The organism is Microbacterium rhizomatis (genome assembly GCF_008710745.1).
In the GTDB taxonomy this organism is placed as follows: Bacteria; Actinomycetota; Actinomycetes; order Actinomycetales; family Microbacteriaceae; genus Microbacterium; species Microbacterium rhizomatis.
Genome location: NZ_VYSA01000003.1, coordinates 99,073 through 112,586 on the forward strand (window position 1 = coordinate 99,073; position 13,514 = coordinate 112,586).

Below are 13,514 nucleotides of genomic sequence, written 5' to 3' on the forward strand. Positions count from 1 at the left end.
GAGGAGCCCCGTGACCAGCCAGCATCCGCCATCGACGGCCCGCGAGTCCGCGCTCGAGGAGGCTCGCGCGAGACGCCGTGCGGATGTGCTCATCATCGGGGGTGGCATCAACGGACTCGGTCTCCTGCGCGAGCTCGCCCTGCAGGGGGTCGATGTGACGCTGGTCGAACGCGATGACTTCGTGTCGGGGGCATCTGCGGGTTCATCGCACATGGTGCACGGCGGCATCCGCTACCTGGAGAACGGCGAGTTCCGTCTGGTCCGCGAGTCGGTGCAGGAACGCAACGCGCTGATCCGGCTCGCCCCCCACCGCGTCGTCCCGCAGGCGACGACGATCCCCATCTACTCGACCTTCTCCGGCCTGCTGTCGGCTCCGCTCACCTTCCTCACCGGATCCAAGCGCCCCGGCCGGCAGCGCGGAGCGATCGTGATCAAGGTGGGCCTTGCCCTCTACGACGCGTATTCACGAGCGGGGCGGACCGTCCGCAGACACCGATTCACGGGTCGCCGCAGGGCCCTGGCCGACCTGCCGGAACTCAACCCGCGCGTGAAGTACGCGGCGACCTACTACGACGCGGTGATGGCCAGCCCCGAACGCCTGGCCCTGGACGTACTCGCCGATGCCGTCGCCTGCGGACCGGCCGTCCGGGCCCTGAACTACGTCGAGGCCGTCGGACTCGATGCCGACGGAGTGCTCGTCCGCGATCGCCTCACCGGCCGAGAGTTCACACTCGATGCGGAGCTCATCGTCAACGCGACCGGCCCCTGGACCGATCTGACGAACGGGGCGCTCGGGCGCACGACAGTGTTCATGGGGGGAACCAAGGGATCGCACATCGTGCTCGATCATCCCGAGCTCCTGGCGGCGACCCGCGGACGCGAGTTGTTCTTCGAGCACGAGGACGGCCGGATCGTGTTGATCCTCCCATTGGGCGATCGCGTGCTGGTGGGCACGACCGACCTCGAGCACCGCATGGGGGATCCGATCGTCTGCAGCGACGCAGAAGTCGACTACTTCCTCGACCTCGTCCCGACCGTGCTGCCCGGCATCCGGGTAGATCGCTCGCAGATCGTGTTCCGGTTCGCCGGTGTCCGGCCGCTCCCCGCCCATGGCGATGCCAGCGCAGGAGCAGTCAGTCGCGACTACCGGATCGAGGAGCGGGAGGATGCCGGGCGCCCGGGCCGCACGTTGCTGAGCCTGGTCGGTGGAAAGTGGACCACGTTCCGCGCTCTCGCCGCCGAGCTCGGGGCCCGGATCCTCGGTGAGCTGAACCGTCCAGGGCCTGTCGACACGTCGGATGCGCCCATCGGGGGCGGGCGCGGCTACCCCGTCACCCCGGTCGCCCGCAGCGCCTGGATCGAATCCCACGCTGACGGCGTTGCGAGGTCGCGCGTGGACCAGCTTCTGTCTCGCTACGGCACCGCGGCAACGGCGTACATCGATGCCATCTCCGGCGGGTCGGATGCGCCGCTCGGATACGCGCCCGGGTACTCGCGTGCCGAGATCCGGCACCTCGTCGAGACGGAGTCGGTGTGTCACCTCGATGATGTGCTCCTTCGCCGCACCACGCTCGCGTTCGAGGGACGGGTCACCGACGAGCTGCTCGCCGAGCTTGCAGAGATCGTGGGCGACGCGCTCGGGTGGGACCACGACGTACGCGCGGCCGAAGTCGCACGTACCGCCGGCATCCTCCGCGAGCGTCATGGGGTTGATCTCGAGACGCCCGCGGCGTATCCCGCACGCGGCTGATCCGGGGACAGCCGGTGTCGTGAGGCGGTGTCGTCGCGGTCAAGGTGGGGTGACTCGTGTCGGGGGCGGGAGCTATCCTCGCGTCATGGTGGATCGCTCGACCAAGCCCGAACTCCACGTCGATACGGTCGCCGACTGGGAGAGCTGGCTTGACGCGGGCCCCGACTCGAACGGGGTATGGCTGCGACTGCGGAAGAAGGGCACGACCCGACCAGGCATCACGTACGCAGAGGCGCTCGACGTCGCCCTGTGCTTCGGGTGGATCGACGGGCAGTCGCGATCCCTCGACGAGGACTACCACCTGCGGATCTTCACTCCGAGACGACCGCGGAGCATCTGGTCGAAGGTCAACATCGGCCATGTGAATCGGCTCATCGACGAAGGTCGTATGCGGCCTCGGGGCCAGGAACAGATCGACCTCGCGAAGGCGGACGGTCGATGGGATGCCGCGTACCGGCAGAGCGACGGAGAGCTCCCGATCGAACTGCAGCAGGTTCTGGACGCAGACCCTGTGATCGCCGAAGCATTCGCGCGCCAATCGGCCCAGAACCGGTTCGCGATGGCGTTCCGCGTGGCCAACCTCAAGCGGCCCGAGTCGCGAGCGGCACGTGTCGCACGGTACGTCGAGATGCTCAAGCGAGGCGAGACGATCTACTGAGCGCTCGCCCGAATTCGAACACCCTCACGGACGAAGCCGCAGCATCCCCTCTGCGCGATGACGTGACGTCATAGGCGTTATCCACAGCTGGCGAATGCGCCTCCGGCACGTCCGCTACGGTATTCGAAATGCGCGTTACGAAACCCTCGTAGCTGAAGCCGCCCTTTTCACGCCCGAGGTATCTACCCGAACTGCACGAACGTGCTGCCGAGCCGACACACGCGGAGACAGGGCACACGTCCACCCGCGCATAGGCATCACCGGTACCGACGTCGCCAGGCATCGACAACTCGCGGTCGCTACACTCACGAGGTGCGATTGCGCCCCACCGACCTCGTCGACGTCTTCGTCTATCTCGTCGTGCTGGGCATCTTCATCCAGCTCTTTCCTGCCGTCATCTCCGAGTCTTTTCTGCTCGCGCTCCTGACCGCCATCCTTCTGAAGCTGATCCTCGAAGTCGTGCTCTGGGTGAAGAAGAAGATCCTGAACCGATTTCGCACCGCCGACACGGTGCGGGCTCGCGTGGTCAGCGTGATCACGCTCGTGCTCGTTCTGCCGGCGAGCAAGTTCGTCGTGCTCGAACTCGTCGATCTCGTGTTCGGCGATGCTGTCTCACTCGGCGGGTTCTTCCAGGTCACCGCGCTGATCATCGTGCTGATGCTCGCGCGCGGGGGAGTGCGGCGACTGCTCGACCGGTCGGGCGACTCACCGACAGCGGGTTAGAAGAACGTCGCCGGGGGAATCGGCTACCTGGCGAGCGCCGGGAACACCCAGCTGCCATCGGTGATCTCGGGGCGAGGGCGGTAGAGCCGAACGAGGTAGTTCCACCCCTCGGTGATCGGGATCGCGTTCGGAGTGTCCGCCGGATAGTCGCCGAACCGCACCGTCGTCGACCCATCGGCGTTCTTGACCGCGGTGATGTTGTTGACGGTGTAGGAATCACGAGCATTCGGCTCGAAGAACCCCTTGGCGTTGTAGACCGAGATCGACCAGAAGCCATCGACGGGAACGTCTCCGACAGTGAGTTCGTACCGCCCCACCGGCAAGCGCGGATCCACGCCGATGTAGGCAGCTTCGCTCGTCGGCAGACCACCCCACCCGGCCGCTGTCCCGATCAGATGCCGGATCGGCTGCACCTCATCGCTCGTGCCGAACATGTGGTCGAAGCCGCTCATGTTGCGAGCCAGGGAAAGCAATGCGTCCCGGGTCTCGTCCAGCGACGCGCTGTCGTATTCCGGATACTCGAAGGGCTGGGCGGAACGACTCGTCAGCGCGATCTGATCCTGCAGCGCCGTCACCTCGGCGATATCCGCCTGGTCCGCCGGGTCGACGAGGATTCGCACAGCCACCCCGACGTAGCGAGTGCCCAGCTCGTCTGCGGTGAGTTCGTAGTCGCCGGCGTTGTGGAAGATCGCTTCCACGAAGTGGTCTTCGCTGACCACCATCGCCGACAGATACCGCTCACCTGCGTCCGGAAGCGTCAAGGTCGCGCCGGCCGCCACGTCGACCACAGCGAAGCTGTACAGCGTGTCGCGGTTCAGCCGAATGACAGTCTGCTTGTCGATCGCCGCGGGCTCACGATTGTGCAGGAACGTGTTCACCCCGCCCGCGCTCTCTTGGAGATCGTGGAACATCCGATCCGTCTCCGCGCGAACGAAATTGTCAGCGTTCACCCGAATAGCCACGAGGCCGATCTTTCCACAATGCCTCATCACGCGTCAGTGCAGGAGTGCGGGCCCAGCTGCTCGGCCCGCCTGCAGACCGTTGGCGACCCTAGTGAAAGATGGCACGATGAAACGATGACGACTGCAGACGCGACTCCGGCTCGAGTCACAGGTGCCCCCTCCCTGACCCTCGCTCGATTCCAGGCCGAGAGCGGGCGTGGCCTCGCCGTCGCCTCGCTGATCTTGGGGCTCTACTTCCTCCTGGGATCTCTCCTGCTGGTGGCGACGTCCGCAGGAGCCGGCGCCGTGGCTGCCATCTTCACCGGGCTCATCGGGCTTTATCTGGTGGTTGTGGCCGTCCTCGGCCTCTCTCGAGCGGCAGCGCGGGTTCGGGCGTTCGAGGCGACCTATGGTCGTGACGCGGGCAAGCAGCAGCCGGTCACATAACCAGCGGAGGCATACCCGGGACATCCCTCCTCTACGGATGAGTCTCGCGATCTCGGGCTTCCTGAGCATCCTCCGCTGCCCAGCGTCTGAGCTCGGGGATGGTCGCGCGCAAAGCGAGGCCGCGAGCGGTCAGCGCGTACGCCCGGTGAATGGACGGGCGGTGTCAAAACCCGCCGCGCCCCGGGCAGAGGGTCATCCCGATGAGGCCGTCAAGCGGGGATGAGCAATTCGACCTGAGCAAGGTCCGCGTCGTGTTCGTCGTGTTCGAGTTCGATGTCGTAGTCGTTCTGGATGTTGAGCCAGAAGCGCTCGGAGAGCCCGAACGCGCGGGAAAGCCGCAATGCGGTGTCCGTGGTGATGCGCCGCTTGCCGCGGATGATCTCGCTCAATCGGGTCTGGGGCAGGCCGGTGGCCTGCGCGAGCCGATACGCAGTGATCCCGAGTGGCTCCAGAAACTCGGTCCGGAGGATCTCGCCCGGCGTGATGGGCGCGTGTGCCTTCGTCATCGGAGTGCCTCTCTAGCGATAGTCGACCAGCTGGACGTCTGCGGGGCCGGCGGCCGTCCAGACGAAACAGATGCGGTATTGATCGTTGATCCGGATCGAGTGCTGACCGTCGCGATCGCCAGACAGCTTCTCGAGCCGGTTTCCCGGCGGGATGCGCAGGTCATTGATCGTTTCGGCCGCGTTGAGCAGACGAAGCTTCTTCTGGGCTGCGCGCTGCAGTTCCGGACCGAACTGCCGGACATGCTCGCGAGTCCAGACTCTGCGGGTCGGCTCATCTGCGAATGAGTGGATCACACCCAATAGTAACGCGCTGCGATAGTATCGCCGAACAGAACTAGCCCCGAAACCGTGCTCGCACCGCACCGTGGAGCGCGAGATCATCCGGGTCGCGGTGATGCTCATCGGGCTCTACCCGGTGGTTGTGGCCGTCCTCGGCCTCTCTCGAGCGGCAGCGCGGGTTCGGGCGTTCGAGGCGACCTATGGTCGTGACGCGGGCAAGCAGCAGCCGGTCACATAGCCCGCTCTCGGGGGAGCCGGGCGAACCCCGGGGCGATACCTCGTCTACGGATGAGCCGTGGGATCACGGGTGTCGTGAGCATCCTCGGCTGCCCAGCGTGTGAGCTCGGTGATCGTCGCGCGTAGAGCGAGGCCGCGATCGGTCAGCGCGTAGGCTCGGGTGTTGTGCCTGAGGGGCAGACGTCGGAGGATGCCGGCGGCTTCGAGCTCGCGAAGGCGGGTCGCGAGCATGTTCGTCCCCAAGCCGAGGTCGCGCTGCAGATCCCCGTACCTCTGCGGGCCGTCGAGCAGGCGCTCGACGATGAGGAGGGCCCACCGTGCTCCGACGATGTCGAGGGCTGCGGCGAGGTCGCTCACGCGGTCGGATCGGTGTCCGGCTTCATCCAGAACGGCGAGTAGTGGTAGCCGTCAGGATCATCGAACTGGCGCTGGTACATGAAGGGGTAGTCATCGACGTCGCCGACGCGCCCCCCGGCGAGGCCGGCGCGCTCGACGAGGTCATCGACGGCCTCACGGCTGCCGAGGTCGAACGAGACCGTCACCTTGGAGGGGGTGTCGGGCCCGCCGACCAGCTCGTCGGTGCCGCCGACGCTCGCGTACATCTCGCGGCTGCCGAGCATGACGTACTGCTCAGGCGCGATCGCGAAGCACGACACGTTGTGATCTGACATCTGGGCGTTGAGGGTCCAGCCGAGGGCGGTGTAGAACGCGGTCGCTCGCTCGACGCTCTCGACCGGGCAGGTGATGAAGAGGCTCATGTGGCCAACACTTCCAAAATGAAAGTGCCGTGTCAAGACCTGTCGCGCCTCCGGCAGTCGTTCGTCCCGATGAAACGGGCTACGGCTGCGGCTTGGGGTGCGTCACGCGCCCGGGGGCGGTGTTCGTGCCGCGCGCGGGCACCGGCCAGGGGCCGGTCTTGGGCTCGCGCATGGGTAGAGGCAGGGGTTCGGCCAAGGGAGGCGAGGCGCTCTGCGGCACCGGGCCCGGAGAGGGCGAGGGGGTTGCGCCCGCCGAAGGCGCGGGGGGTGCCGTCGACGCGGGGGCCGCGGCATCCGGAACTCTCGGCTGCGCACCCGTCGTGAGCTCGAGCGTGACCTTGTGTTCGAGCACCTCGATCGCCTCGTCCGAGAGCGAGATGAGTCCGTCGAGCTCTTCGCGTACACGGCGGTAGGCCAGCTGCCGTTCGGCGGGGGTCGCGGCCTGATCGATCGCGACGCTCAGCAGCTGCTTCGCCGTGTCGAGCCGCTTGCGCTCGACGACGCTGAACGACGAATCCTTGATGCGCCTCGCGTCGCGCTCCGCGACGTCGAACGCCACCTCGTAATCGGTCACGGCATTGCGGTACTCGGCCAGCTGCTCGCGCGAGAGTCGCGCCTTCGGCGAGGCGGGCCGGAGGCCGTCGGCCATCTTCTTCGCGCGGAGGAAGGCCGCGGTGAGGGGCTGCCGGCCGTCGCTCATCGCGGGGAACGCGATGATCTTCGCCACATCGAGCTCGTACTCGAGCCAGCGCGCGGTGACCGCATCGTGCGACGCCAGCAGGCGCTCGAGTTGGGTGGCAGCGGGAGCGGATGCTGTCGCCCCAGCACCCGCGCCGACCGAGGTCGTCGTTATCGGCGCTGTCGCAGGGAGGGCTCGACCGGCTGCCGCGGCGGCCTTCAGCTCGGCCTTGGCGTGCAGCACTTCGAGTCGGCGCTGATGCCGCCGGCGCGCGCCGCGCTCCCAGGCCCTGCCGGCCCCGCCCAGAACCCCCAGAAGAGGAAAGACGAGCCACCAGTAGCCTCCGACGAACTGGAAGAACTCCTGCACTCTGTCATGGTAACCGCCGGGCGGCGCGCAGGACCGGGCGGTCAGGGCACTCGCAGGTCGGTCAGGCAGGCGGGTTGGGTCGGCGCACCTTCGACATGGTCTCGGCCGACCACGCGACGGCACGCTGAGCGCCCGCCAACAGGTCTTGCGCGGTGTCGATCCACGCCCCCGAGACGAAGGGGATGCCGGGGCGTTCCGGCTCGCCGCGAACCTCACGCTCCGCGGCATCGAACGCCCGCTCCAGGCGGCGGACGGCGTCGCGGTATGCCGCGAAATCGGCAGGGGTCATGCGTACGGACGCCGAAGCAGGGCGCAGCCACTGGGCCTGCGACTGCTCGCGGAGGAAGTCGGCCATGAGGGGTGAGCGGCCGTCGCTCATCGCGGGGAACGCGATGAGCTTCGCCGGATCGGTCTCGTACTCCATCCACCGGGCGAGCACGCGGTTGTGCGCGTCCATCACCTTCGCGAGCGGGTACTCGGATGGATCGGCGCCGACGTGCGGCATGCTCACCCGTGCCGCGCGGAGACTCGCGCGACGGGCCAGGAGCGCCGCGTTGGCCGACTTGACGTTCTGTCGCGCGTTCTGCAGCGCGTGCCGCGCGGATGCCAGATCGCGGTCGGAGCCACCGCGGGCCGAGCGCTCGGCCTGCACACGCATGACCTCGGCGTGCGCGACAGCCACGTCGGCTCGGCGCTGAGTCAGTGCCTGGCGGGCGGCGCGCACGTCATGCCCCGCCGCGTCCACCTCGAGCCGCCGTGCCCCGGCGGTGCGCTGCCCGCGCAGGCCGAACCAGCCGAGTGCGCCCGCACCGACGATCGTCGGCGCGATCCACCACACCCCGGCGACGAACGCCCACAGCGGATCCACGGTCTCATGCTAACCGCGCCGGGGAGTCCCGGCCTGGGAATCAGATCCTCATGCGCGCTCAGCGCGGCTCAGCGCGGGTCAGCGCGGGTCAGCCGAAGAGCAGCGCGGGTCAGCCGAAGAGCAGGGCGGGTCAGCCGAAGAGCAGGGCCAGGACCGTGGCGCCCCCGCCGACGAGGATGAGCGAGACGATGACGACCCACGCGACGACCTTGATGCGTCGCTGCCGCGTCTCGGTGTACGCGTCGTACTCTTCGTCGTTCGCCATGGGCCCAGTCTAGAGGGACGGTCCCAGAGACCGCGAAACAGGGGGGGTTCCGCCGAGGCAGGGCGAGCACGTGCCCCTGTGTCGGCGAGATCCCCTGTCTCGGCGGCCATGTCCGCACCGCGGGGGTCAGACCGGCTCGGAGACCGTGGGGCCGAAGTGCGCGGGCAGCGTCGACGTGGACAGCTCGAGCAATTCGCCGAGCGGCACGGTGAAGACGTCCTGCACCTCGAGCGCCGCGGCGCCGTCCTCGGCGACGTCGGTCACCCCGATGCGCAGCACTGGGTAGCCGCGACCGTCGCAGAGGCCCCGGAACTTCACGTCGTCTTCGCGCGGCACCGTCACGATGACGCGGCCGGTGGATTCGGAGAAGAGGGCGGATGCCGCATCCACCCCATCGCGCTCCATGATCTCGCCCAGCCACACGCGGGCGCCGACGCCGAAGCGCATCGCGCCCTCGGCGAGGGCCTGTGCGAGGCCGCCGTTGGAGAGGTCGTGCGCGCTCGAGATCAGCGACTGCGTCGCACCGGCGTGCAGGAGTTCGGCGAGACGCTTCTCGTTCGCGAGGTCGACGGCCGGCGGTCGTCCGCCGAGGTGTCCGTGGATCGTGTCGGCCCACGCCGAGCCGCTGAGCTCGCCCGCCGTGACGCCGAGCAGGTAGATGTTCTCACCCGCGTCCTGCCACCCGCTCGGGATGCGGCGCGCGACGTCGTCGATGATCCCGAGCACGCCTACCACCGGCGTGGGGAAGATCGGCACGTCGCCGGTCTGGTTGTAGAACGAGACGTTGCCGCCCGTGACGGGGATGCCCAGTTCGAGGCATCCGTCCGACAGCCCTTCGACGGCACGCGAGAACTGCCACATGACCTCGGGGTTCTCGGGGCTGCCGAAGTTGAGGCAGTCGGTCACCGCGGTCGGCACGGCGCCCGTGACGGCGACGTTGCGGTAGGCCTCGGCGAGGGCGAGCTTGGCGCCCTCATACGGGTCGAGCTGGCAGAACCGGCCGTTGCAGTCGGTGGCGATCGCGAAGCCTAGGCCGGACTCCTCGTCGACGCGGATCATGCCCGCATCATCGGGGAACGCCAGCGCCGTGTTGCCCATGACGAAGTAGTCGTACTGGTTGGTGATCCACGACGTGTCGCTGAGGTTGGGGCTCGCGACCAGCCGGGTGAACTGGCTGCGAAGCGTCTCGGCATCGGTCGGGCGGGGCAGCGCGCTCGCCGAGTCGTCGCGGAGCGCATCGATCCAGGTCGGATAGGCGACGGGCCGGTCGTATACCGGTCCGTCGACGGCGACGGTGGACGGGTCGACGTTGACGATCTCGTGGCCGTGCCAGTCGATCACGAGGCGCCCGTCGCCGGTGACCTCACCCAGCACGCTGGTCTCGACATCCCACTTGCCCACCACGGCCAGGAACGCGTCGAGCTTCTCGGGGGCGACTATCGCCATCATCCGTTCCTGCGACTCGGACATGAGGATCTCTTCGGCCGTCAGCGACGGGTCGCGCAGCAGCACCCTGTCGAGCTCGACCTTCATACCGCTGTTGCCGTTCGCGGCCAGCTCGCTCGTCGCGCACGAGATGCCCGCGGCGCCGAGGTCTTGGATCGCCTCGACGAGGTCACCCTGGTACAGCTCGAGGCAGCACTCGATGAGCACCTTCTCGGCGAACGGGTCGCCGACCTGCACGGCGGGGCGCTTGGTCGGGCCCGTGGAATCGAACGAGTCGGAGGCGAGGATGGATGCTCCGCCGATGCCGTCGCCGCCCGTGCGGGCGCCGAACAGCACCACCTTGTTGCCGGCGCCCGTGGCGTTGGCGAGCTTGATGTCTTCGTGGCGCATGACGCCGACAGCGAGGGCGTTGACGAGAGGGTTGCCCTGGTAAACCTCGTCGAAAACGGTCTCGCCGCCGATGTTCGGCAGGCCCAGGCAATTGCCGTAGAACGAGATGCCGCTCGTGACTCCGTGCACGACGCGGGCGGTGTCGGGGTGGTCGATCGCGCCGAAACGCAGCTGGTCCATGACCGCGACCGGGCGGGCCCCCATCGAGATGATGTCGCGCACGATCCCGCCGACGCCGGTGGCGGCGCCCTGGAACGGCTCGATGTAGCTCGGGTGGTTGTGCGACTCGACCTTGAAGGTGACGGCCCAGCCCTCGCCGACGTCGACGACGCCCGCGTTCTGACCCATGCCGACCATCAGACGCGTCTTCATCTCATCGGAGACCTTGGAGCCGAACTGCCGCAGGTAGATCTTGCTCGACTTGTACGAGCAGTGCTCGGACCACATCACCGAGTACATCGCCAGCTCGCCGCTCGTGGGGCGCCGACCCAGGATCTCGCGGATGCGCGCGTACTCGTCGGGCTTCAGCCCGAGAGCGGCGTAGGGCTGCTCCTTGTCGGGAGTGGCGGCGGCGTTGTCGACGGTGTCGATGGACAGGGCTGCAGGGGAAGTCGTCACGCGGCTGGACTCCAAGATCGCGGGATGCCGGACCCATCGAGTCTAGTTGGGGCCGCGGTGCCGCGAGTCCGGCGGTTCTCTCCCGGCTTTGCCGCCATTCGTGACTGCCCGCACACGATCACGAGAGAGGAGGGTTGCGGCGAAAGCATCCGGTCGCTAATGTACAACCAAATGGTTGCACAACAGGAGCTCAGCGATGATGAGATCGACCGCGTCTTCCACGCCCTCGCGGACGCGACGCGGCGCGACATCGTGCGGCGGACGATCGCCGGCGAGCTGTCGATCTCGAAGGTCGCGGCGGATTACGACATGTCGTTCGCCGCGGTGCAGAAGCACGTCGCCGTGCTCGAGTCGGCTCGGCTCATCGTCAAGCGTGCCGAAGGGCGCGAACGACTCGTCCGGGCAGACCCCGCCATGATCGCCCGCGCCCGCATCCTGCTCGCGCGCTTCGAAGACATGTGGCGCGCCCGCGTCGACCGCCTCGACGCGCTCCTCGCCGAACCCGCATCTCCACCCACCGATGAAGGCCCATCCACCGAAAGAGGAGAGTGACATGCCTGTCACCGCCGTCAGCACCGATCCCGAAGCGTTCACCATGACCCTCGAGGCCGAGTTCGCCGCTCCCGTCGAGCGACTCTGGTCTGTCTTCACCGATCCCCGCCAGCTCGAGCGCTTCTGGGGTCCTCCCGGGTGGCCGGCCACGTTCACGGCGTTCGACTTCGCCGTCGGAGCGCACGCGAACTACGTCATGACGGGCCCGCAGGGCGAGCGCGCCGGGGGTCGGTGGGAGTTCGTCGAGATCGATGCCCCCCGCTCGTTCTCCGTGCTCGACTCGTTCGCCGACGAGCACGGCGCCCCGATCGAGGCCATGCCCTCGATGCGCATGGTGCTGTCGTTCGAGCCGACGGACGCCGGGGCGAAGCTCGTCAGCACGAGCTACTTCACCTCGGCCGAAGCGCTCGAGCAGGTCGTGGCGATGGGCGTCGTCGAAGGATCGACGCTCGCGATGAACCAGCTCGACCGTGTGCTCGAGGGGCTCCGTGCGTACGCCCAGGGCACCGGCACGCGCACCGAGATCCTCGACGACCAGCACGTGCGCATCACCCGGCTGATCGAGGGGCCGCGAGAGCTCGTCTGGCGTGCCCACACCGAGCCCGAGCTGATGACGCAGTGGCTGCTCGGGCCGGACGGCTGGCGCATGAGCGTGTGCGACTTCACCCCGGAAGCGGGCGCGTCGTACCGCTACGCCTGGGAGCCGGTCGGTGACGCCGAGGGCGAGCCGTTCGGCTTCGACGGCGAGATCCTCGTGGTCGTGCCCCAGCGTCGCCTCACGAACACCGAGCACATGACCGGCACCGACTACCCGTCGACCCTCAACGACCTGACCCTCGAAGAGGAGGACGGGGTGACGCTGATCACGACGCTCATCGAGTATCCGGATGCCGCGACCCGCGACATGGTTCTCTCCACCGGCATGACCGACGGCATGGAGGCGAGCTACGCACGGCTGGAGCGGGTGCTGATTCCGGCCTGACCGGGCCCGATCGGGCATGACCGTGCGCGGAGGCCCCTGGCTGCGACGATCCTGCGAGGTCGGCTGCGGCTGGGGGCCTCCGCGTTCGCCGCCTACGATGGCGGCGTGGACTTCTCCTTCGACTTCACACCGGATCTGATCGCGGTGTTCCTGACGCTCTTCGTCCTCGAGGTGGTCCTCGGGGTCGACAACGTCATCTTCATCTCGATCCTCGCGTCCAAGCTGCCGCCCGAGCAGCAGGCCAGAGCACGCAACCTCGGCCTCACGCTGGCGATGGTGGTCCGGGTCATCCTCGTCTTCTTCGCCGGCTGGATCATCACGCTGAAGGAAGACGTCGTCGTGCTGTTCGGGATGGGCTTCTCGGTCAAAGACTTCATTCTCATCGCGGGCGGCCTGTTCCTCGTCTACAAGGCCGTCACCGAGATACACCACAAGCTCGAGGGCGCAGAAGAGGAAGAGGCGGCGGGCCCCAAGCGGATCACCTTCGCGTCGGTGCTGACGCAGATCCTGCTGCTCGACATCGTCTTCTCGCTCGATTCGGTCATCACCGCCGTCGGCATGACCGAGAACCTGGTCGTGATCATCACCGTCGTCGTGCTGTCCTTCGGCATCATGCTCTTCGCCTCGAGGTTCATCTTCGCGTTCGTCAACAAGCATCCGACGGTCAAGATGCTGGCTCTCTCGTTCCTTCTGCTGATCGGGGTGTTCCTCGTCGCCGAGGGCTTCGGGGTGCACATCGACAAGGCGCTGATCTACGCCCCGATGGCGTTCGCCATCCTGGTCGAGGCGCTCAACCTCACGTACTCGGCGCGCAAGGCCGCGCGGGAGAAGAAGCGGCAGAGCGCGGTGCAGCTGCGCCCGACCTACCCCGGCGTCGATGAGTCGATCGCGGTCGCCGCGGCGCTGTCGAACGCTCCGGATGCCGGATCCGTCGGCCTCTCTCGCAAGCCCGTGCAGGGCACCGCCGAGCCCGGAGAGGAACGCGCGGGCCTCGGGTGAGAGCGGGGGCGCGCGCCAGCTGGCTCACGTGCTCAGAGAGACCCGGG

17 protein-coding genes are annotated in these 13,514 nt (G+C 67.8%); 8 read left to right on the forward strand and 9 right to left on the reverse strand.

What is annotated here, in order from left to right; all coding sequences use genetic code 11:
- Positions 1–10: 10 nt before the first annotated feature.
- The 3 genes from F6B43_RS14425 (at position 11) to F6B43_RS14435 (ending at position 3,131) form a co-directional block, all read left to right on the forward strand.
- Positions 11–1,750, forward strand: coding sequence for a glycerol-3-phosphate dehydrogenase/oxidase (locus F6B43_RS14425; RefSeq protein ID WP_150449690.1), 1,740 nt, complete (start codon positions 11–13; stop codon positions 1,748–1,750).
- An 85-nt stretch (positions 1,751–1,835) separates the two neighbouring features.
- A complete protein-coding gene (locus F6B43_RS14430; RefSeq protein ID WP_150449691.1) occupies positions 1,836–2,408 on the forward strand; it encodes a YdeI/OmpD-associated family protein in 573 nt (190 codons plus the stop codon).
- 312 nt (positions 2,409–2,720) lie between these two features.
- Positions 2,721–3,131, forward strand: coding sequence for a hypothetical protein (locus F6B43_RS14435; protein WP_150449692.1), 411 nt, complete (start codon positions 2,721–2,723; stop codon positions 3,129–3,131).
- Positions 3,132–3,154: 23 nt separating this feature from the next.
- Here the strand turns inward: F6B43_RS14435 and F6B43_RS14440 are convergent, their stop codons facing one another.
- Positions 3,155–4,042 carry a DUF1214 domain-containing protein gene (locus F6B43_RS14440; RefSeq protein WP_150449958.1) on the reverse strand — a complete coding sequence of 296 codons (888 nt, stop codon included), beginning with the start codon at positions 4,040–4,042 and terminating at the stop codon, positions 3,155–3,157.
- Between the two features lie 165 nt (positions 4,043–4,207).
- On the opposite strand from F6B43_RS14440, the gene F6B43_RS14445 reads away from it, so the two are divergent.
- On the forward strand, positions 4,208–4,519 hold the full coding sequence (locus tag F6B43_RS14445; RefSeq protein WP_150449693.1) for a hypothetical protein: 312 nt from the start codon (positions 4,208–4,210) through the stop codon (positions 4,517–4,519).
- A gap of 209 nt (positions 4,520–4,728) precedes the next feature.
- Here the strand turns inward: F6B43_RS14445 and F6B43_RS14450 are convergent, their stop codons facing one another.
- Positions 4,729–5,025 carry a HigA family addiction module antitoxin gene (locus F6B43_RS14450; RefSeq protein WP_150449694.1) on the reverse strand — a complete coding sequence of 99 codons (297 nt, stop codon included), beginning with the start codon at positions 5,023–5,025 and terminating at the stop codon, positions 4,729–4,731.
- A gap of 12 nt (positions 5,026–5,037) precedes the next feature.
- A complete protein-coding gene (locus F6B43_RS14455) occupies positions 5,038–5,319 on the reverse strand; it encodes a type II toxin-antitoxin system RelE/ParE family toxin (RefSeq protein WP_150449695.1) in 282 nt (93 codons plus the stop codon).
- A 70-nt stretch (positions 5,320–5,389) separates the two neighbouring features.
- Between F6B43_RS14455 and F6B43_RS19635 the strand changes: the two genes are divergently transcribed.
- Positions 5,390–5,542 carry a hypothetical protein gene (locus F6B43_RS19635; RefSeq protein ID WP_170285674.1) on the forward strand — a complete coding sequence of 51 codons (153 nt, stop codon included), beginning with the start codon at positions 5,390–5,392 and terminating at the stop codon, positions 5,540–5,542.
- A 44-nt stretch (positions 5,543–5,586) separates the two neighbouring features.
- Here the strand turns inward: F6B43_RS19635 and F6B43_RS14460 are convergent, their stop codons facing one another.
- The 6 genes from F6B43_RS14460 to purL all read right to left on the reverse strand — a co-directional run bounded on the left by F6B43_RS14460 (position 5,587) and on the right by purL (position 10,934).
- Complete coding sequence (locus F6B43_RS14460) at positions 5,587–5,898, reverse strand: winged helix-turn-helix transcriptional regulator (RefSeq protein WP_150449696.1); 312 nt, start codon at positions 5,896–5,898, stop codon at positions 5,587–5,589.
- Positions 5,895–6,299 carry a VOC family protein gene (locus F6B43_RS14465; protein WP_150449697.1) on the reverse strand — a complete coding sequence of 135 codons (405 nt, stop codon included), beginning with the start codon at positions 6,297–6,299 and terminating at the stop codon, positions 5,895–5,897. The genes F6B43_RS14460 and F6B43_RS14465 overlap by 4 nt, the downstream gene beginning before the upstream one ends.
- 79 nt (positions 6,300–6,378) lie before the next feature.
- Complete coding sequence (locus F6B43_RS14470) at positions 6,379–7,347, reverse strand: hypothetical protein (protein WP_150449698.1); 969 nt, start codon at positions 7,345–7,347, stop codon at positions 6,379–6,381.
- A gap of 61 nt (positions 7,348–7,408) precedes the next feature.
- Positions 7,409–8,215, reverse strand: a complete 807-nt coding sequence (locus tag F6B43_RS14475; RefSeq protein ID WP_150449699.1) for a hypothetical protein — start codon at positions 8,213–8,215, stop codon at positions 7,409–7,411.
- A 130-nt stretch (positions 8,216–8,345) separates the two neighbouring features.
- A complete protein-coding gene (locus F6B43_RS20030; RefSeq protein WP_281349560.1) occupies positions 8,346–8,480 on the reverse strand; it encodes a hypothetical protein in 135 nt (44 codons plus the stop codon).
- A gap of 126 nt (positions 8,481–8,606) precedes the next feature.
- Positions 8,607–10,934, reverse strand: a complete 2,328-nt coding sequence (purL, locus tag F6B43_RS14480; RefSeq protein ID WP_150449700.1) for a phosphoribosylformylglycinamidine synthase subunit PurL — start codon at positions 10,932–10,934, stop codon at positions 8,607–8,609.
- Between the two features lie 171 nt (positions 10,935–11,105).
- On the opposite strand from purL, the gene F6B43_RS14485 reads away from it, so the two are divergent.
- The 3 genes from F6B43_RS14485 to F6B43_RS14495 all read left to right on the forward strand — a co-directional run bounded on the left by F6B43_RS14485 (position 11,106) and on the right by F6B43_RS14495 (position 13,467).
- Positions 11,106–11,486: an ArsR/SmtB family transcription factor gene (locus F6B43_RS14485; protein WP_150449701.1), complete on the forward strand. Its 381-nt coding sequence runs from the start codon at positions 11,106–11,108 to the stop codon at positions 11,484–11,486.
- Between the two features lies 1 nt (position 11,487).
- The gene (locus F6B43_RS14490; RefSeq protein ID WP_150449702.1) at positions 11,488–12,468 is read left to right on the forward strand and encodes an SRPBCC family protein; all 981 of its coding nucleotides are present in this window, start codon (positions 11,488–11,490) and stop codon (positions 12,466–12,468) included.
- Positions 12,469–12,573: 105 nt separating this feature from the next.
- Positions 12,574–13,467 (forward strand): TerC family protein, encoded by an 894-nt coding sequence (locus F6B43_RS14495; protein WP_150449703.1) that lies wholly within the window; start codon positions 12,574–12,576, stop codon positions 13,465–13,467.
- The last annotated feature ends 47 nt before the right edge of the window (positions 13,468–13,514 follow it).